The organism is Rhodanobacteraceae bacterium, from assembly GCA_024234055.1.
Taxonomy (GTDB): domain Bacteria; phylum Pseudomonadota; class Gammaproteobacteria; order Xanthomonadales; family SZUA-5; genus JADKFD01.
The window spans coordinates 166,163-183,674 of record JACKOW010000004.1; the positions used below are offsets into that span (position 1 = coordinate 166,163).

Annotated in this window: 18 protein-coding genes; 9 read left to right on the plus strand and 9 right to left on the minus strand. The window is 63.2% G+C overall.

The genetic code is table 11. The features are described from left to right. The first annotated feature begins 66 nt into the window (after nucleotides 1–66). From H7A19_09990 to H7A19_10000, 3 genes are read left to right on the plus strand one after another with little or no spacing between them, the layout of a single operon-like run. On the plus strand, nucleotides 67–1,773 hold the full coding sequence (locus H7A19_09990; GenBank protein ID MCP5475152.1) for a DUF1800 domain-containing protein: 1,707 nt from the start codon (nucleotides 67–69) through the stop codon (nucleotides 1,771–1,773). Nucleotides 1,774–1,779: 6 nt separating this feature from the next. Beyond that, nucleotides 1,780–3,153 (plus strand): DUF1501 domain-containing protein, encoded by a 1,374-nt coding sequence (locus tag H7A19_09995; GenBank protein MCP5475153.1) that lies wholly within the window; start codon nucleotides 1,780–1,782, stop codon nucleotides 3,151–3,153. A 34-nt stretch (nucleotides 3,154–3,187) separates the two neighbouring features. Beyond that, nucleotides 3,188–3,631, plus strand: a complete 444-nt coding sequence (locus H7A19_10000) for a hypothetical protein (protein ID MCP5475154.1) — start codon at nucleotides 3,188–3,190, stop codon at nucleotides 3,629–3,631. Nucleotides 3,632–3,952: 321 nt separating this feature from the next. On the opposite strand, the gene H7A19_10005 is transcribed toward H7A19_10000, so the two are convergent. Both H7A19_10005 and H7A19_10010 read right to left on the minus strand, forming a co-directional pair. Then, nucleotides 3,953–5,011 carry a saccharopine dehydrogenase NADP-binding domain-containing protein gene (locus tag H7A19_10005; GenBank protein ID MCP5475155.1) on the minus strand — a complete coding sequence of 353 codons (1,059 nt, stop codon included), beginning with the start codon at nucleotides 5,009–5,011 and terminating at the stop codon, nucleotides 3,953–3,955. Nucleotides 5,012–5,104: 93 nt separating this feature from the next. Next, a complete protein-coding gene (locus H7A19_10010; GenBank protein MCP5475156.1) occupies nucleotides 5,105–6,532 on the minus strand; it encodes a M20 family metallopeptidase in 1,428 nt (475 codons plus the stop codon). A gap of 231 nt (nucleotides 6,533–6,763) precedes the next feature. Here H7A19_10010 and H7A19_10015 point away from each other — a divergent pair, with 231 nt between their 5' ends. The 3 genes from H7A19_10015 to H7A19_10025 all read left to right on the plus strand — a co-directional run bounded on the left by H7A19_10015 (nucleotide 6,764) and on the right by H7A19_10025 (nucleotide 8,463). Then, a complete protein-coding gene (locus tag H7A19_10015; protein ID MCP5475157.1) occupies nucleotides 6,764–7,060 on the plus strand; it encodes a helix-hairpin-helix domain-containing protein in 297 nt (98 codons plus the stop codon). 276 nt (nucleotides 7,061–7,336) lie between these two features. Further along, nucleotides 7,337–7,882, plus strand: a complete 546-nt coding sequence (locus tag H7A19_10020) for a hypothetical protein (protein ID MCP5475158.1) — start codon at nucleotides 7,337–7,339, stop codon at nucleotides 7,880–7,882. Between the two features lie 2 nt (nucleotides 7,883–7,884). Continuing rightward, nucleotides 7,885–8,463, plus strand: a complete 579-nt coding sequence (locus H7A19_10025; GenBank protein MCP5475159.1) for a HutD family protein — start codon at nucleotides 7,885–7,887, stop codon at nucleotides 8,461–8,463. Between the two features lie 14 nt (nucleotides 8,464–8,477). Here the strand turns inward: H7A19_10025 and H7A19_10030 are convergent, their stop codons facing one another. The 3 genes from H7A19_10030 to H7A19_10040 form a co-directional block, all read right to left on the minus strand. Then, nucleotides 8,478–9,158: an META domain-containing protein gene (locus tag H7A19_10030; GenBank protein MCP5475160.1), complete on the minus strand. Its 681-nt coding sequence runs from the start codon at nucleotides 9,156–9,158 to the stop codon at nucleotides 8,478–8,480. Nucleotides 9,159–9,261: 103 nt separating this feature from the next. Further along, the gene (locus tag H7A19_10035) at nucleotides 9,262–9,519 is read right to left on the minus strand and encodes an RNA-binding protein (protein MCP5475161.1); all 258 of its coding nucleotides are present in this window, start codon (nucleotides 9,517–9,519) and stop codon (nucleotides 9,262–9,264) included. Between the two features lie 137 nt (nucleotides 9,520–9,656). Beyond that, nucleotides 9,657–9,866 carry a cold-shock protein gene (locus H7A19_10040; protein MCP5475162.1) on the minus strand — a complete coding sequence of 70 codons (210 nt, stop codon included), beginning with the start codon at nucleotides 9,864–9,866 and terminating at the stop codon, nucleotides 9,657–9,659. 283 nt (nucleotides 9,867–10,149) lie between these two features. On the opposite strand from H7A19_10040, the gene H7A19_10045 reads away from it, so the two are divergent. From H7A19_10045 to H7A19_10055, 3 genes are all read left to right on the plus strand, one after another. Next, nucleotides 10,150–11,478: a ferric reductase-like transmembrane domain-containing protein gene (locus tag H7A19_10045; GenBank protein ID MCP5475163.1), complete on the plus strand. Its 1,329-nt coding sequence runs from the start codon at nucleotides 10,150–10,152 to the stop codon at nucleotides 11,476–11,478. Nucleotides 11,479–11,517: 39 nt separating this feature from the next. Beyond that, the gene (locus H7A19_10050; protein MCP5475164.1) at nucleotides 11,518–11,829 is read left to right on the plus strand and encodes a hypothetical protein; all 312 of its coding nucleotides are present in this window, start codon (nucleotides 11,518–11,520) and stop codon (nucleotides 11,827–11,829) included. A 257-nt stretch (nucleotides 11,830–12,086) separates the two neighbouring features. After that, nucleotides 12,087–12,896, plus strand: a complete 810-nt coding sequence (locus H7A19_10055; GenBank protein MCP5475165.1) for an enoyl-CoA hydratase/isomerase family protein — start codon at nucleotides 12,087–12,089, stop codon at nucleotides 12,894–12,896. An 804-nt stretch (nucleotides 12,897–13,700) separates the two neighbouring features. On the opposite strand, the gene H7A19_10060 is transcribed toward H7A19_10055, so the two are convergent. From H7A19_10060 to H7A19_10075, 4 genes are all read right to left on the minus strand, one after another. Next, nucleotides 13,701–14,552 (minus strand): hypothetical protein, encoded by an 852-nt coding sequence (locus H7A19_10060; protein MCP5475166.1) that lies wholly within the window; start codon nucleotides 14,550–14,552, stop codon nucleotides 13,701–13,703. A gap of 245 nt (nucleotides 14,553–14,797) precedes the next feature. After that, complete coding sequence (locus H7A19_10065; GenBank protein MCP5475167.1) at nucleotides 14,798–15,601, minus strand: cobalamin-binding protein; 804 nt, start codon at nucleotides 15,599–15,601, stop codon at nucleotides 14,798–14,800. Nucleotides 15,602–16,073: 472 nt separating this feature from the next. Beyond that, nucleotides 16,074–16,664, minus strand: a complete 591-nt coding sequence (pdxH, locus tag H7A19_10070; GenBank protein MCP5475168.1) for a pyridoxamine 5'-phosphate oxidase — start codon at nucleotides 16,662–16,664, stop codon at nucleotides 16,074–16,076. Next, nucleotides 16,661–17,509: a sugar nucleotide-binding protein gene (locus tag H7A19_10075; GenBank protein ID MCP5475169.1), complete on the minus strand. Its 849-nt coding sequence runs from the start codon at nucleotides 17,507–17,509 to the stop codon at nucleotides 16,661–16,663. Before H7A19_10075 ends, pdxH begins: the two co-directional genes overlap by 4 nt. Nucleotides 17,510–17,512: the final 3 nt, after the last annotated feature.

A 17,512-nucleotide genomic window follows, 5' to 3' on the forward strand; every position in this document is an offset into this window, starting at 1 on the left:
GAAAATGATCACACCGCGGTCCAGCCATCCCGACTAGGGTGTCGCCAACTGAACGGGGATGTAGCCGTGCACAAAGCGATCTGGTCCTTCTGTCTGGCACTGGCAGCCACTACGCCTGCGTATGGCGCTGATCACCTGTTTGACTCCGGCTTCAACGAGTCGGCCGAAGGCCCGCGCAGCGATGCCGAGGCTTCGCGCTTTCTGACCCAAGCCACTTTCGGGGCAACGCCAGCCGAAATCCGGCGCTTGCGCGGCATGGGTTACAACGCCTGGCTGGATGAGCAGTTCACGTTGCCAGCCAATCTCCACAGGCCCTATCTGGATGCCCAGGCGGCACAGGGCCTGGAGATCTACCAGAACGCCCGTCAGGAGGTCTGGTGGGACCGGGCCATGCGCTCACCCGATCAGTTGCGGCAGCGGGTGGCGTTCGCGCTCAGCGAGATCCTGGTCGTCTCCGACCAGAGCGGTGCCATCGAGGGCACGCCCTTTGGCATGACCCACTACTACGATGTACTGCTGCAGCGTGCTTTCGGCAACTATCGGGGGCTGCTCGGTGAGATCACGCTGCACCCGGTGATGGGCCATTACCTGTCGATGTTCAAGAACCAGAAACCGGATCTGGCCAACAACATCCGCCCCGACGAGAACTACGCGCGCGAGATCATGCAGCTGTTCTCGATCGGCCTCGTGCAGCTGAACAGCGATGGCACCCCGGTGCTGCAGGGCGGCAACCCGGTCCCTACCTACGATCAGTACACCATCCGCGGCCTTGCGCACGTGTTCACCGGCTGGAACTGGGCCAACTGCCCACGCACGAACGGCGGCCAATGGTGGGAATGGACCTGGTGTCCCTCCGGACCGCAGGGCAACGAGGGTGTGGGCTGGCTGCTGCCCATGCAGGAGTGGGAGTCCTACCACGCCTTTGAAGACGACAAGGTACTGCTCAATTACCCCGGCGTGGCGCTGGCCGGCGGGATCCTGCCAGCCGGCGGCACGGCCATGTCCAATCTCAACGCAGCACTGGACAACGTCTTCAATCACCCGAATGTGGGTCCTTTCATCGCCCGCCGACTGATCCAGCGACTGGTCTCCAGCAATCCCTCGCCCGCCTATGTCGGCCGCGTTGCCGCCGCCTTCAATAACAATGGCAGTGGCGTGCGCGGCGACCTGCGGGCCACGGTACGAGCCATCCTGATGGATAACGAGGCCCGCACGCTGCCCTCGCTGGCCAGCAATCGCGGCAAGCTGCGCGAGCCCTTGCTGCGTCAGACCCAGCTCTGGCGATTGCTCAATGCGCGTGCCGATGACAACCGCTATCGCGAGTGGAATGCCGAGTATTCCCTCGGACAGGCGGCATTGCGCTCTGCCACCGTCTTCAACTTCTTCCTGCCGGACTTCAGACCGGCAGGCGAGCTGTCGACGCTGAGCCTGGACGCACCGGAATTCCAGATCGCCACCGATCCGCTGATCGCCAGCACCCTGAATCGGTTTGGCGCCAGCGTCTACTGGTACTGGCGCGGCAACGACTACCAGGGCCCGGAGGACATCGTCGTGGATCTGGCACCGTACCAGGCCCTGGCCATGAGCAATCCGCGGGCCCTGATCGACTATTTCGACCTGATGCTCATGAACCGCACCATGTCCGACCAGATGTATCAGGTGCTGGTGGCTCACATCAGCGCACTGGATCCCGATTGGGATCAGGGGCGAGAGCGGGTGCAGGACACGATCTGGCTGATCCACACATCCCCCGAATATGCGGTCGAGAGGTAAGCAGACATGGATCGTCGAGACGCCCTCAAGCACCTGCTCTGCGCCACCGCGTCGAGCGCAATGTTCACCTCGCTGGCCGGCAAATTCTCGCTGGCCCAGGCCGCCACCGTCAGCAGCCCGCGCACCCTGCTCGGCACCGGCTATAAGGCCCTGGTGTGCGTGTTCCAGTACGGCGGCAACGACGCCATCAACATGGTGATTCCGCGAGATACCGCCGGCTATGGGGTGTATTCGAATTCACGCTCTGCGCTGGCCATACCGCAGAACGAACTGTTGCAACTGACGCCCTCGGTGCCGCCGTCCGGCGGCGGCAGTTACGGCCTGCACCCGGGTATGGGCGGCTTGCAGAACCTGTTCAACAACGGCCGCGCGGCGATCATCTCGAACGTCGGCCCACTGCTTTATCCGATCACCAAGGCGGAATACCAGGCCGGATCGGTGCCGGTGCCGGCGCAACTGTTTTCGCACAGCGATCAGCAGGTGCTGTGGCAGACGCCCACCGCCGACGCCAGCGACCGTCGCGGCTGGGGTGGCCGGCTGGCCGATCTGTTCTACAGCAGCAACATCAACCAGCAGCTGTCGATGAACATCTCCATCGACGGCGAGAACGTGTTCCAGAGCGGCAATACCATCGTGCCCTATTTCGTCGGCCAGAACGGCGCCGAAGGCATCTACTTCGTCAACGACGAGCCCTGGAATGCGCCACGCCGCAATGCATTCCTGGCCCTGCGCGACGCCAGTCACGGCCACGCTCTGCAACGCGAATACGCCTCACGCGTGCGTCGGGCCATGGACAACGAGACCATGGTCACCTCGGCGCTGAACAGCGCGCCAGCGCTCGGCACCCCCTTTCCGGACACCGACCTCGGTCGACAGCTGCGCATGGTGGCGCGTCTGATCAGCGCCCGCGGCGCACTGCAGATGGATCGGCAGATCTTCTTCGTGGGCCAGGGCGGCTATGACACCCACGACAGCCAGTTGGCCAATCACCCCGACATGCTCTCGGACCTGTCCGCGTCGCTGACCGCCTTCTACGACGCTATGAGCGCGATGGGCCTGGGTGACCGGGTCACCAGCTTCACCGCCTCGGATTTCGGACGCACCCTGACCAGCAATGGCGATGGCACCGACCACGGCTGGGGATCGCACCACTTTGTGGTTGGTGATGCCGTCCAGGGCGGTCGCATCGTCGGCACCATGCCGGACCTGACCGTGGGTGGTCCGGATGATGCCGACTGGGGCCAGATCATCCCGCGAATTGCAGTCGACCAGTACGCCGCCACGCTGTCCAGCTGGTACGGCATGAGCGACACCGATCGCGCCCTGGTGTTTCCCAACCTCAGCCGCTTCAGCAGTCCAAATCTGGGCTTCATGGTGTAAGCAGGTGACGGTTGCGACGGATCGGAAGCGGAACATGAAAGCTCATGATCGCTGGCGGGTGCCGGCGCTACTGGGCGTACTCCTCGCTGCCGCGATGCCCGTGCATGCACTCAACAACTGCCTGCCGGAAAACTTCATCGACCGCCGCGGTCTGGATGATGTGGTCATCGTCAACGACCAGCCCGGCAATCCATTTCTCTATCGACCACGCTGTCTGACCGTGAGCGCCGGCGCCCGGGTCCTTTTCCGCGCAGTGCCGAGTTTCGGCAACCACCCGCTGTTTGCCGGCACCGTGTCCGGGGGTGTGGCCACGCCCGACCCGACCAGCCCGATCGGATCCATCACCAGCGGCAGCGAGGCAACCGTGGTCTTTCCAAACGCCGGCGAGTTTCCCTACTACTGCGACTTCCATTTCAGCCAGGGGATGCTCGGCTCGGTGCTGGTCAAGCCTGAGTGGTTTGCCGATGGCTTTGAGTAAGCCGCCCGGCGCGCGGGTCATCTCGGATTACACGCACCAAGTGGCTTCATGGCGAGAGCGCAGTGTAGGTCCGAAGCAGGTGCCTCTCCATGAACCCATATCGCAAGTCGTTGATTTTCTTTGTCCACCTGTAGGATCGCCCTTGCGGCGCGACCGCTGCTTCGGACCTGCGGCTTGCCGGTCGCGACGCGAGGTCGCTCCTACGGGCGGGTTTGTGGTTCATGGCCAGTGCGCAGTGTCGGGCCGAAACAGGTGGCTCGCAAGGAAGCACCTCATGCTCACCTGATCGGCTCGCCGCCAAACAGCGCTGCCTCGAATCCGCTACCTCAAGGTATGCAACTTGACCCCCGGCAACTCGCGCAGCGGGGCATCACCGAGAATCTGCGCCGGCGTGGCGAAGCCGTCCGGGACCTGCCCGGAAAGGCAGCGTTCCACGGCCATCAGCGCAGCGATCACGGTGAAATCATAGGGATCTGGGCCTTCGACCACGGCGCAGGCGCGGGAGCCGACTTCATTGACGACCTCGCCATAGAGCCAGCTCTTGCGTTTGGCGCGCTCGGCCGCGGTAGGACCTGCCGGTGCGCGAGCCACCCACTTTTCGAGCAGATTTCGCAAGAACCCCTTCTCGAACCAGCCACGGTGCTTGAGGATGAAACGCACCACCGCCGGCACCGCGGCAAAGCTCTGGATATGGGGGATCTCCGTCGACAGACCGGCGCTGAGCACATCGGCGCGCCAGGGAAAGAGGATGGCCCGCTGTTCCTTGCCCGGCCCGAAATCGATCGTGCACGATTCGCTGGCCGGTTCAGCCGCCACCAATCGACCGGCTCTGCGCACCAGACCACTGCTCTGCAAACTTTCCATCAGCGTGGCCAGCGTGCCATGCGACGCGCTTTCGCCGGCGCTGAAGGCCAGCGTCAGCTTGACCGCAGCTGGCTGGCGCTGCTTGAGATGGAAAGCCAGACAATCGCTGGGCAGGATGCCAAAGCCCACGCCCGGCATCAGCATCACGCCGGATTCGCAGGCGCGCTCGTGCAGACGGTGCAGGCCACGGTGATCGGCCACTTCACCGGCGATGTCCAGATAGTGGGCACCTGTGCGCATGCAGGCCTGCGCCAGTGTCGACGCCGTCAATGAGAACGGTCCAGCGCAATTGAGCACCAGGCGCACGCCCGTCAGACCCCGGTCGATCTGGTCGCGCGCCGCCATGTCGAAGACCCGGATCGGCAGGTCCAGCTGCTTGCCCAATGCAGTCAGCGCCTCGTGGCTGCGACCCGCGAGAATCACATTCTGGCCCCGCTTGCGCGCTTCGGCGGCTACCAGTGCGCCGGTGTAGCCGGTAGCGCCATAGAGCAGCCAGCTCGGCTTGAACACGGCCATCAATTTCCGCTCCCTTCATTGCCAGTGACGCAAACGGCGCGGGAGAACCCGCGCCGTTTGCCTAACATCCAGTCGCAGAACTTTACCCCATATTCAGGCTTGCGGCGCGCCTCCATGAACATTGGGGCTGCCGCGATTCACGTAATGTTCGCTGATGACCCGGGCCATGGCGGCCGTGAGTTTCTTGCCGGTCGGTATGTGCAGAAATTCATTGGGGCCATGCGCATTCGATTTCGGTCCGAGCAGCCCGGTGACCACGAATTGCGCATCCGGAAAGCGCTCCTGCAGCATGTTCATGAAGGGAATGGTACCGCCCTCGCCCATCGCCGCCGCCTGCGGGCCGAAATACTGCTGAGAGGCCTCGTTGATGCTGGCGCGCAGCCAGGGCGCGGTCGCGGGTGCGGCCCATCCGGTGGCGGATTTCTCGACCTGGAATTCCACCCTTGAGCCATAGGGCGGGTTCTTCTCCAGCGCCTCCTTGAGCGACTGCGAAGCGCGATCGGCGTCCAGCGTGGGCGGCAGCCGGACCGACAGTTTCACCGCCGTATGCGGCCGCAGTACATTGCCCGAATCCATCAGGCCCGGCAGACCATCCGCGCCGGTCACCGACAGGGTCGGCCGCCAGGTCCGGTTGAGCACCAGTTCCGCCAGATCGTCGGCCATCGGCTTCATGCCGGGCAGCCACGGAAACTTGTCATAGACCGCTGGGCCCAGTACACGCGCCGATTCGCGTGCCTGTTCGATGCGCTCGCTGGGAATATCAACGTACAGAGTGTCGATGAGAAAACGTCCGGTCACCGGATCCTCGATGCGATCGAGCAATTGCCTGAGCACCCGGAAGGAACTCGGCACGATGCCGCTGGCATCCCCCGAATGCACACCTTCCTGCAGCACGCTGACCTTCAGATTGCCGCCCGCCATGCCGCGCAGGCTGGTGGTCAGCCACAACTGATCGTAGTTGCCGCAGCCCGAATCCAGACAGATGACCAGACTGGGCTTGCCGATGCGATCGGCCAGGTGGTTGATGTAGAAGGGCAGATCGTAGCTTCCGGACTCCTCGCAGCCCTCGATCAGCACCACGCAGCGCGAGTGATCCAGCCCACGATCCTTGAGCGCCATGATCGCGGTCAGCGAGGCATAGGTGGCGTAACCATCGTCGGCACCACCGCGGCCATAGAGCTTGTCGCCCGAAAGCACTGGCTTCCAGGGCGCCAGATCCACATTCCAGCCGACCATCTCCGGCTGCTTGTCCATGTGCCCGTAGAGCAGGACCACATCATCGCCCTTGCCGGGAATGTCGATGAACAGCAGCGGCGTGCGCCCGGGCAGCTGGATGCGTTCCACGGTCATGCCGGCAATCGGCTGCTCGCGCACCCAGGTCTCGATGAGGCTCATGGCCTCATCCATGTAACCGTGCTCGGCCCAGTCGGCATCGAACATCGGCGACTTGTTCGGAATCTTGATGTAGGTAGTGAGCTGGGGAACGATCTCGCGGTCCCACTTCTCGGACACGAAGTCCATCACCTTCTGAGTCTGTGACACAAGCGGCTCCTGTTGGCGGTGCGGCGCAAGCAATGCCCGCAACCCGAGTCCCCGAGTTTACTCGCTGTCAGATTTTTCCTACATGCGAAAGCGCAGAAGTCTGACCGTCAATGGCGCTGTTCTGCCGACGATCGTATTCGGCGTGATGCGTAGCTTGTGCATCACCGGGACGGCAAAGGGCTGGCCCGGAATCACTCAAGGAGAATCACCATGCGCATCCTCAAGGCCCTGCTGCTCACCCTCGCTCTGTCGCTGCCGCTGTTTGCTGCCGCCGCCGAGCCGGTCAACATCAACACCGCCGACGCCTCCACCATCGCCGCCAATCTCAACGGCATCGGCGATGCCAAGGCCCGGGCCATCGTGGAATTCCGCGACAAGAACGGCCCCTTCAAGAGCGCCGACGAACTGGTCAAGGTCAAGGGTGTGGGCCTGAAGACCGTCGACAAGAACCGCGAACTGATCCGCACCAGCGGCGCCCCGGCCGCCAAGCCGGCCAAGCCGGCCTGAGGTTCCCCCTGGTCGACGCACGCCGGATTCCCCAGCCGCGTGCGTCGATCAGGACCTGGAGACCGCTCCGACAGCGGCGTCAAGGAAGACACGGCCGGGCCCTCCCCCGGCCTTTTCTTGATGGTCCTTTCCCACTGTGAGATTCTGCGGCTGGGGAAATCAGACTGACGCGAGGCTCGGCTTTTCAGCTTCTCGCTTCGCTCCTGCCGCCAGTCTTTGTGCCCCGAAAGCCACCGTTGAAGAAGCCTCGTTACACCAGGAAAAATGGGGTGGGTTATGGACTTCCTGATTTCCCAGGACCTGCTGAATCTCATCGTCGTATGGTTGCAGATTCTGGGCGCCCCGATCGCCGTCTCGGTTTTCGTGTACGGCAAGTTCCGCGAGATCAGGGACCGCGAGGCGGCCACCTATGCAGCGCTATCCGACAAGTACGAAGCCTATTTGCAAACCTGCCTCGCACATTCGGATTTGCCGGTTTTTGATGCTGCCGACTCAGGCGGTACGCAACTAACCACAGAACAGAACAAGCGTATGCAGATTGTTTTCTGTCTTTTGATCAGCATGCATGAGCAAGCGTTCCTGCTTTACCGGGGCACACGCAGTGCAGTGCGCAAGCGGCAGTGGGCAGGATGGGAGGAATACCTCGACCAATGGCTTTCGAACGTCCATCTGGCCGAACTTTGGCCATGCATTAGGTCCCAGTTCGACGCCGATTTCGTGGCCTTTGCCGAGTTACTGATCGCCAGAAAGCAGCCTCGAATACTTCCGCTCGGATCGCCGCAGTCGGAGCCGGGTGGCGCAATGTCCGTCGCTGAGGACTGACGATGCGGGTGCTGCACATCCCCCGCGAACAACAGATCGAACAGCGCTGGCGCAACGACGGCGGCAGCACCCGGGAGATTGTGCGCGTTGGTGCCGGCGAGGACTTCGACTGGCGTGCCAGCGTTGCCCGCATCGATGCCAGCGGCCCCTTTTCCAGCTTTCCGGGCTGCCTGCGATCAAGTGCTCTGCTCGACGGCGGTCCGCTGACCCTGATCGCCGAAGAATCGCCGCCGATTACCTTCGACCCGCGCATGCGCGCCTTCAGTTACCGCGGCGACGAAGCCAGGTCAGCCCTGTTGCTCGGGACTCACGCCGAATTGTTCAATCTGATCATCAGGCCCGATGCGGTAGACGCCCAGTTGTTGCCGCGCCCGCTGGTGGGAAGCATGGTGCTGTTCTGCCCGCCCGGAACCTGCTGGCTGGTCTATCTGGTCAGTGGCAGCGCCGAACTGCGCGCCGGCGAGCAACACCGGCACCTGGGCTCGGGCGATGCTGCATTGATCGATGCGGACGGCGCCAGCGGACGCGCCGTACTGGACGGCGGTGGCGAGGTGGTGCTGGCCAAGCTGGAGCGGCGCTGAGCCTTGCGCCTCGATCAGTCGAGCTGCTGACATCCCGTCAGCGCCTTTCCGTCAATCAGCAGAGTTGTCGCGGCTTCGCCAACACGGACTTCGAATCGACCGCCTCGATAGTTGCCCACCGGCTCGCCCTTGCTGAGCGCCAGTGCGTGGAATTCGCCATCGATCCACAACAGCGCGCCCGCGGGAGCCATGGCCAGCGCATAACCCTGCCCTGCCGTGCATCGGTAATGTCGGAGTCGCGCCTGCGGATCGCGGGCAAAGACCGCGTGTGATTCGCCATCAGCCAGGGACATCCGCAGCCAGTGCTTGGCGGAGATGGCCGTGCGCGCGGCACGCAGTTGGGCGAGGAACTGGCGGTCCTGGCTGTCAGCAGCGCATCCCATCTTGGTCAACCCGATCGGACCGAAGAGCGCCGCTCCAGCGGGGTCGACGCCATAGTCACTGCGCCCACGATTGCAATCTGCCTGTATCAGCGCGCTGCCACTGTCCTGAAACTCGACAGCGTAGCGGGCGGGTTCAAGCGCAGAAACCGGTGCAGAACCCACGGTTCCGAGCCAATGCCAGCTGCCAATGACCGTCGATGGCGCTTCCTCGGACATCGGCAGCGGTGGCTCAGGCGCAGCAACGGGCGCCGGTGCATTGCTGCACGCGGCGACCAGGATCAGGGTGAGGCACAAGGATGTGCTGCGAATCATGATGAGCTGCTCCGGAAAATCGCTGGGCGGAGCGCATTGTGACAAGTTCAGCGGGTGACGCACACCGGCACAGGCAGGCCAGTGGAGAAACAGACTGGCTTTTTCAGCGACGACGGGAGCGCAACTCGCTCTTCAGACCCACGCGCAGGGCCTCGCCCTCGACGGTGGAACCGTTCAGCGCGGCAATCGCCTTGCGCGCTTCGTGACCTTCCATTTCCAGTTCGGCAAAACCGCGGCACTCGCCGGAAAACAGGTCACGGGACATCTTCAGATTACGCACTCGACCGTGTGCCGTGAACATTTCGGTCAGGACCTGTTCGGTCATCTTCTTGGGCAAACCACGCACGCTCAATGTCAGCATCAGGAGCACTCCAGCTGGGGGCAACGCGCAATCCACGGCGTTGCCCGGGCAAAAACAGAAACGAATCGGGCAGGCCTGAGCCTGCCCGATCGTCTCAAACTGGCAAACTGGTCGACGATACGCCGACCGCGGTTACCTTAAAGCGGCTGCACCTGGTCAGCCTGCAGGCCCTTCGGGCCCTTCGTGACCAGGAAGCTGACCTTCTGGCCTTCCTGCAGCGACTTGAAGCCCGAACCCTGAATGGCGCGGAAGTGAACGAACACGTCGTCCCCATCAGCGCGGCTCAGGAAGCCGAAGCCCTTGGCGTCATTGAACCACTTCACGGTACCGACTTGACGATCTGACATTTGTGTATCTCCAAAACATAGTGAGTTTCAGCGTCCTGAAAGTTGGGACGCCTCTGCGTTCATCTGCGGGGGGACTAGAACACTGAGAAGCAACAGCGGCAGATCGCAAGACTCACCGTGCGGCCTCGTCACGTTGAACCGTGCCGAGCTGAAAGCCCGCGCACCTTAGGACAGTTCGACGGAAAAAGATAGTCCGACGACAGTGGTTGTTCAGAATCAACCACTCAGAGTCAACGGCGGACTATGGTGCGCACATCCATCGTCTGGCGGAATTCCTGCGCCCATGACCCGCACCATGGCGGCTTTCGTGTACTTCGCCTTGTTTTGCGTGGTCGCCCTGCTGCCCCTGCAGGTGGCCCTGGTCAGCGACCCGCATTCCCAGCCGCGGGGTTTTCTGATTGAGCTGGGCACCGCTTTCGGCCTGGTCGGTTTTTCCCTGATCCTGCTTGAACTGGCGCTGGTCACGCGCATTCGCACCTTGTCCGACAGTTTCGGCAGCGACACGCTGCTGCAACTGCATCGCGGCTTTGCCTTGGTTGCAGCCGCCTTGGTGTTGTGCCACACCCTGTTGCTGGCACCGACTTGGGGCGGCTGGGAGGCATTGAATCCACTGTCGGCCACCGGCGCGCAGAGCGCCGGTGCCGTGGCTTTCTGGGCCCTCGCCCTGCTGATCCTCTCCTCGGTCGGTCGGCGTCAGCTGCGGCTGCCCTATCACGGCTGGCGTGTGATCCATCGCGGCAGCTCGGTGGCGCTACTGCTGGCTGCCGCCGCCCATGTCCTGCTCGTCAGTGGCTACAGCGCCTCCCCAGCACTGCGAAATCTGGTGCTGCTGTTGACACTGGCCTTTGGCGGTCTCTTGCTCAACTACCTGCTGATCCGGCCGCTCAGACTGTGGCGCAAGCCTTGGCGGGTTATCGCCAACGCCGATCTCGGCGCCGACACGCGGATGATCAGCGTAGAAACTGACGGCCATCCCGGGTTTCGCTTTGAACCCGGGCAATTCGCCTGGCTCATCACCGGCCGCAGTCCGTACTCGCGCGAACAGCACCCGATCACTATCGCCAACAGCGCCGAAAGCGCTGGCGCCAAGTGCAGGCAGTCCTACGCCATCAAGAATCTTGGCGACTGGTCGGGCCAGTTCGTGCCGACATTGGCGGTAGGTGCGCGTGTCTGGGTGGAGGGCCCCTACGGGGCCCTGACGGTGGACCGGATGCCCGCCCAGGGATTCGTGCTGATCGCCGGCGGCATCGGCATCACCCCCATGCGCTCGATACTCCTGACCCTGCGCGATCGTGGGGATGCCCGACCCTGTGTGCTGTTCTACGCCGTCAACGATTTCTCGCGCATGGTGTTTCGCGAGGAACTGCAGCAACTGCGCTCGCAGATGAACCTGACGCTGGTGTTCGTGCTCGAGCACCCGGATCCGGGCGATATCTGTGAACGTGGCCGAATCACCAGGGCGATGCTGGAACGCTACCTGCCGGCACAAGGGCAACACTTCCAGTTTCTGATCTGCGGCCCCAACCCGATGATGGACATCATGGAACATCTGCTGTTCGAACTCGGCATCCCGGACGACCGAGTCCATTCCGAGCGATTCAATCAGGTGTAGACCATGCGACAGAAGTGGGCAAATCGCTCTGTGATGATCATGGCCGCAGCATTCGTACTGGCCTGCGTGGGCTTTGCCTGGGTGGTCGACCATCCACCACCAGCAGCACCCGTACCGGCAGCACCGCTGGGCCAGCCACCTGATCCGGGAGCGGAGTTGTTCGCCGTTCGCTGCCAGCGTTGCCATGACCGCGATGAGGCATGGGAGCTGTTGCAGCCGGACAGCGACAGAGCCGCGCAATGGCTACGACTGGATAGACACCACAAGGCAGAGACGGCAGAGAACGGTCTGATTCTGGATCATCTGCGGTTGCGCGAGGGCACGAAGACGGGAGGGCGCGAGGGCACGTAGGAGCGATCGTTCGCCAGACAGCGCAAGCTGTCCTTCTTGCGCCGCATCGGGAAATCGGTGGGCGACCGATCGTCGTCGAGCCCGTCCTTCCCGTTCACCGTGCTCAGGATCGACTCGATTTTCCCGGGGAGTATCCGCTTGGAGACGTGATGCGCCGCAGTTTGGCCTGCCCCACCTTCAGCAAAGCCGCCAATTCATGCGCCGCGGGACTCCATCCCGCAGTATCGTTAAGCCCCCATCTGGCCAGCGCAATTCCGATGAAATCCCTGCAGATACACAAGAACACCGATGCCGTCGCCGAACTGGAACTCATCGGCCCCGGCCGCGGCAATGCGATGGGCCCTGACTTCTGGAATGAACTGCCCGGCGCCATCGCCGAACTGGAATCGGATGAGTCCCTTCGCGCGGTGATCATTCGCGGCTCGGGCGAGCACTTCAGCTACGGGCTGGACCTGCCCGCCATGGCCAGCGAGATGGGCGCGATGCTGGGAGATGGCGCGCCCGGCCGCTGCCAGATCATCGACAAGGCGGTGCGCATGCATCAGGGATTTGCCGCGATTGCCGCCAGTCATCTACCCATGATCGCCGCCATCGACGGCTGGTGCATCGGCGCCGGCATTGAGCTGATCGCTGCCTGCGATATCCGTGTGGCCACGGCACGCGCCCGTTTTGCGCTGCGTGAGATCAAGGTCGGCATCGTTTCCGATCTCGGCGGAATCCAGCGCCTGCCCCACCTTGTTGGCGAGGGCTGGGCCCGACAGATAGCCCTCACCGGGGAGGATTTCGACGCCGAACAGGCGCAGCGCATCGGTTTGATCACGCGCATCGACCCCAACGCCAAACACATGCTCGAAGCCGCCTACAGCCTGGCCAGCCGCATCGCCGCCAATCCGCCGCTGGTCGTGGCCGGCGTCAAGCGCACGATGAACGAGCGCATCGAGGCCGAGGTCGCCGCCGGCAACCGCGCCGCTGCCACCCGCAATGCTTTGCTGCTGCAATCCGAAGACTTCGCCGAAGCCATGCGCGCCTTCATGGAGAAACGCGAGCCGAAGTTCGTGGGGCGCTGAGGCGCGGGGCACGGGGCGCGGGAAAAGCATCGCGATTTCGACGCTTCATTGCGAGCCACCTGTTTCGGGTGAGGGCCAGACACTGCGCACGGGCAATGAACCGCAAGTTCGCCCGTAGGAGCGACCTCGCGTCGCGACCGGCACCACGACGACCCCGTCCTGAGGCAGGTCGCGGCAAGAAGCCGGACGCAGAGAACACGAAGAAAAGCGTGAATATCTTCGAGCTGACCGGAGAACGGTCGTGCGTAGCCCGTTGTGCCGCGCAGCGGCTCAGCGGGGCGCTTTCGCGTGACCGCCCGCAGAGCGCTGCGCGCACTTCGGGCTACGACAGGCGGTTTCGCGCCAACTTCGTCAATTCAATGACTTACGATATGGGTTCATGGAGAGCGCAGCGAAGCAATCCAGGGTAGCGCCGCACATCCCTGGATTGCTTCGCTACGCTCGCAATGTCGCTGGGGGTTCATGGCCTGTGGGCAGTTTCAGGCCGAAACAGGTGGCTCTCCATGAACCCATATCGCAAATTGTTGATTTGATTAGTTCATTTGTAGGAGCGCCCTTGCGGCGCGACCGCTGCCTCGGGCGTGCGGCTGGCCGGTCGCGACGCGAGGTCGCTCCTACCGGCAAGCTGGTGGTTCATGGCCCGTGCGCAGTGTTGGGCCGACACGGGTGGCTCGCAATGACGCATTGCTGATCTGGTACTCGGTTTCCTGCGCAGCTACCCGTTTCCTCCCAGCCAAAGCCGGAAAACCATGAATGGGGTTTGGCAACTGGCAACCAGCAAGCAGCAAGCAGCAAGCAGCAAGCCTAGCGCCAGAACTTCCACCACGGCGACGGCCGCACCCGCCAGCCGCTGCCGTCTGCACAGCGCAACAGTGCCTGGCCGGGACGGATGCCGGCCTGCCACAGCTGCTGCAATTGCCGTGGATCGCGCACGTCGCGGAGCGTGGGCTCGGCGCTCTCCGCTTCGATATCGATCAGCTGCATCCCGGCATGCCGAGCAAGCGCCAGCAGCAGTGGATCGCGCGATGCCAATCGGGTTGTAGCCGGCGGCGGCACGGCCGCGTTCACCCCATGCCCCCAGAACCACAGGCAGTTCCACGGCGGCAACTGTCGGGCCACACGAGCCTCGTTGCAACTCTGCTGCGTGAGGACGATCTGTAGCTCGTTGATACGTCGCTGCCAGCGCAGATCTGCCGGCAGCAGCCCACGCAGATCGCTACCCAGCAGCGCATCGGGAGCCGCAGCATCAGGATCTCCCAAGGCCAGCGGACAGCGCAGCAACAATCGACCGCCCTGCACCGCAGCAATCTCGATGGATTCATCCGCCAACCAGGGGCGCAGGGCCTCGATCAGTAGCGGCAGATCCGGATGGTCCGGGTCACTGTCCACGGCCAAGGCCATCACCCGGACGCTGCTGACTTCCGGCTGCAGGTGGATCAGGTCGGCCAACAACCAGGCGCTGTCCGTGTCTGCCACGTCCGACGCCAGCAGTACCGCCCACGGCGGGTTGGCAGACCAGCCAAAGGCATCGCGCAAGGCCGCATCCAGTCCAGGTTCGATCGCTGCAAGCAAGTCTGCCCGCTGACACAGCGTGTCAAGACCCGGCAGATCAAGCGCCCTGATCTGTGAGGGCGATGGCAGCAGCCAGAGGTTCATGGGTTTCCGGAGGGCAGTGGGCGGGTTGAGGAGCGGCGTAGAAACGTCTGGTAAGCAGCAAGACTGCAGGAGAGCAGTAAAACGTCAAAGGTAAAAGGTCAATTCTAGCGAAGGGCGTACAGCTCGCCGGTCGCGACGCGAGGTCGCTCCTACGGGCAAGCTCGTGGTTCATGACGTGTGTTCAGTGTCGGGCCGGAACAGTTGGCTTGCCATGACGCCTAGGCGGTTCTTTCACCTTTCACCTTTCACCTTTCACCTTTCACCGCTCCCGCCACCAACCGCGCCAACTGCGGCAATCCTTCGAGGATCGCGGCAGGCCCGGGCTGCAGGATCACGGCGCTCTTGATCTCGGCCACCCGGCCGTTGCGGATGGCGGGAATGTTGTCCCAACCGGGGCGCGCAGCGACCTTGTCGGGACGGAATTTCTTGCCACACCAGGAGCCTATGATCACGTCTGGCGCGCGGCGGATCACCTCGTCGGCGTCGGCCAGTATCCGGTCTCGCCCCAGACTGCACTCGGCGCGTTCGGGGAACAGGTCATCGCCACCGGCGATGCGGATCAGCTCGCAGACCCATTGAATCGCGGTCATCGGCGGCTCGTCCCATTCCTCGAAATACACCAACGGTCGTCTGGCCAGCGTCGCAGCCTGGCGACGGGCTGCATCGATGGCCACCTGCATCTCGTCGACCAGCGCCTGAGCACGACCGACCGCGCCGACCAGCGCCCCCAGGCGCAGGGTGTAGTTCAAGATGCCTTCGACAGATCGATGATTGCTGATCCAGACCTCGACGCCGGCGCGGATCAGATCGCGGGCGATATCGGCCTGGATATCGGAAAAGCCGATCACCAGATCCGGCTTCAGCGCCATGATCTTGTCGATTCTGGCGCTGGTGAATGCCGAGACCTTCGGCTTCTCGCGTCGGGCCTGCGGCGGCCGCACCGTGAACCCGGAGATGCCCACGATACGATCCTGCTCACCGATGCGGTAAAGCACCTCGGTGGGTTCTTCGGTCAGGCAGACAATGCGTTGCGGGTAGCGATCGGTCACGGGGTTGTTGGTTGCTGGTTGTTGGTTGCTGGTTGTTGGTTGCTGGTTGTTGGTTGCTGGTTGTTGGTTGCTGGTTGTTGGTTGTTGGTTGTTGGTTGTCGGTTGTCGGTTGTCGGTCGTCCGGAATCTGGCAACACTCTCACGAAGGCGTCATTGCGAGGAGCGAAGCGACGAAGCAATCCAGCGCTATTGAGGCCCCGCCTCCGGATTGCTTCGCTACGCTTCCCATGAGCTCATCCGTACGTTCTTGATCTCTTGGCATTGACGGTCATTGCGGCAAATCCGGAAATGCGAGTGGCGCTTGTGGAGGGCGTCGCGCTGCGGCGGCGCATTGTGGGTGCCAGACGTTCAACAGCCGCGCAAGCGAGCGTCCCTCCTCAAAGCCGCCCCGAGCCCACCACGCGTTCATGACTTGCGGGCATTTCCCGGGGCAAAAGATGGCTCGCAATGACCCATCAATCACTCGCGACTCTCAGGGATACAAGGCCCGTTTGCCCCACACGCCGTCTTTCAACTCGTAGCGCAGGCGGTCATGCAGGCGGAAGTCCTGGCCATACCAGAACTCGACCATATCCGGGACCACACGAAAGCCGGACCAATGCGGCGGTCTTGGCACATCCTGGCCTTCAAATCGCTGTTCGAACTCGCGCACACGGGCCATCAGCTCCTCGCGGCTGCCGAGTTCGCGTGACTGCCGCGATGCCCAGGCGCCGATCTGAGACAGCCGCGGCCGCGAGGCAAAATAGGCGTCGGCTTCGCAATGCGACACCGGCTCGGCCAGGCCTTCGATCTTGACCTGCACCTGTTTGTCCAGGGTCTTCCACAGGAAAAGCAGCGCGCATTGCGGATGCGCCAGAATCTGCTGACCCTTGTTGCTCTCGTAGTTGGTGTAGAACACGAAGCCGCGTCCATCCAGCTCTTTCAGCAACACGGTGCGCGACGACACCCGCCCCTGCCCGTTCGCTGTCGACAGCGTCATGGCCGTGGGCTCCGGATCACCTGCGGCGCGGGCGCGCTCCTGCAGGTCGCGAAAATGGGTGAAGGCTTCGAACAGCAGACTCATGATGGCAAACCGCCCTGAAAATTGGTCGTAAGGACGTCTGTATAGCCGTCCCGGTAGGAAGCATAACGGGGACGCCAGCCGATGGTGTGAGCCAGATCATTGCGCAAACGCTTGCCACTGACGTCGCCGGCCTTGCCGATGCGCTCGGGCGCCGGCATTCCCAGCGCTGCCGCCAGCCAATCCAGCACCTCGGACAGCGGCACCGGCTGATCGTCGACCCCGATGACTTGCGCGGGCACGCGATCGCTGCTCGCAAGCAATGCCACCAAGGCTGCCGCATCCTCGATGTGAATGCGATTGCTGTAATGGCGCCCTTCGGCAATCGACGAGCCGCTCCTGACCCGATTGATCAGCCACAACCGATCCGGCCCATACAATCCGGCCAGGCGCACGCAAACGCAATCTGGCAACAGCGTAGACGCCACCCGTTCGCCTTCCAGAAGAATCCGCCCGTTGAAGGCGAGCGGCTCGGCGGGTGATTGCTCGTCCACCCACTCGCCGGCATCCTGCCCGTACACCGCGGTGCTGGAGACATAGATCAATCTCAAGTCTGGTGCTGGATTGGGCAAGGCCTGCAGCAGGCGCCGCAGCGCTTCCACATAAATCGATCGGTAGCTCGCCTCGTCACGACCACCGGGCGTCGGCGCGTAGATCAAGGTGTCGATCGCCTCCGGCAAAGCTTCAAGGCCGGCGCCCGTGATCAGGTCAGCAGCGACCGGTCGCAAGCCCGCCGGCAGCAACGCCGGCCGACGCCGCAAGCCGTAGACCTCGGCATCGCCCAGCAACAATCCGGCGCGCGTTCCCAGATCACCGCAGCCGGCAATCAGCACGCGGCGAGCGCGCATGCG

Coding starts and splice junctions, on each gene's coding strand:
- H7A19_09995 (MCP5475153.1), top strand. CDS start 1,780: ATGGATCGTCGAGACGCCCTCAAGCACCTGCTCTGCGCCACCGCGTCG.
- H7A19_10000 (MCP5475154.1), top strand. CDS start 3,188: ATGAAAGCTCATGATCGCTGGCGGGTGCCGGCGCTACTGGGCGTACTC.
- H7A19_10005 (MCP5475155.1), bottom strand. CDS start 5,011: ATGGCCGTGTTCAAGCCGAGCTGGCTGCTCTATGGCGCTACCGGCTAC.
- H7A19_10010 (MCP5475156.1), bottom strand. CDS start 6,532: ATGGACTTCGTGTCCGAGAAGTGGGACCGCGAGATCGTTCCCCAGCTC.
- H7A19_10015 (MCP5475157.1), top strand. CDS start 6,764: ATGCGCATCCTCAAGGCCCTGCTGCTCACCCTCGCTCTGTCGCTGCCG.
- H7A19_10020 (MCP5475158.1), top strand. CDS start 7,337: ATGGACTTCCTGATTTCCCAGGACCTGCTGAATCTCATCGTCGTATGG.
- H7A19_10025 (MCP5475159.1), top strand. CDS start 7,885: ATGCGGGTGCTGCACATCCCCCGCGAACAACAGATCGAACAGCGCTGG.
- H7A19_10030 (MCP5475160.1), bottom strand. CDS start 9,158: ATGATTCGCAGCACATCCTTGTGCCTCACCCTGATCCTGGTCGCCGCG.
- H7A19_10035 (MCP5475161.1), bottom strand. CDS start 9,519: ATGCTGACATTGAGCGTGCGTGGTTTGCCCAAGAAGATGACCGAACAG.
- H7A19_10040 (MCP5475162.1), bottom strand. CDS start 9,866: ATGTCAGATCGTCAAGTCGGTACCGTGAAGTGGTTCAATGACGCCAAG.
- H7A19_10045 (MCP5475163.1), top strand. CDS start 10,150: ATGACCCGCACCATGGCGGCTTTCGTGTACTTCGCCTTGTTTTGCGTG.
- H7A19_10050 (MCP5475164.1), top strand. CDS start 11,518: ATGGCCGCAGCATTCGTACTGGCCTGCGTGGGCTTTGCCTGGGTGGTC.
- H7A19_10055 (MCP5475165.1), top strand. CDS start 12,087: ATGAAATCCCTGCAGATACACAAGAACACCGATGCCGTCGCCGAACTG.
- H7A19_10060 (MCP5475166.1), bottom strand. CDS start 14,552: ATGAACCTCTGGCTGCTGCCATCGCCCTCACAGATCAGGGCGCTTGAT.
- pdxH (MCP5475168.1), bottom strand. CDS start 16,664: ATGAGTCTGCTGTTCGAAGCCTTCACCCATTTTCGCGACCTGCAGGAG.
- H7A19_10075 (MCP5475169.1), bottom strand. CDS start 17,509: ATGCGCGCTCGCCGCGTGCTGATTGCCGGCTGCGGTGATCTGGGAACG.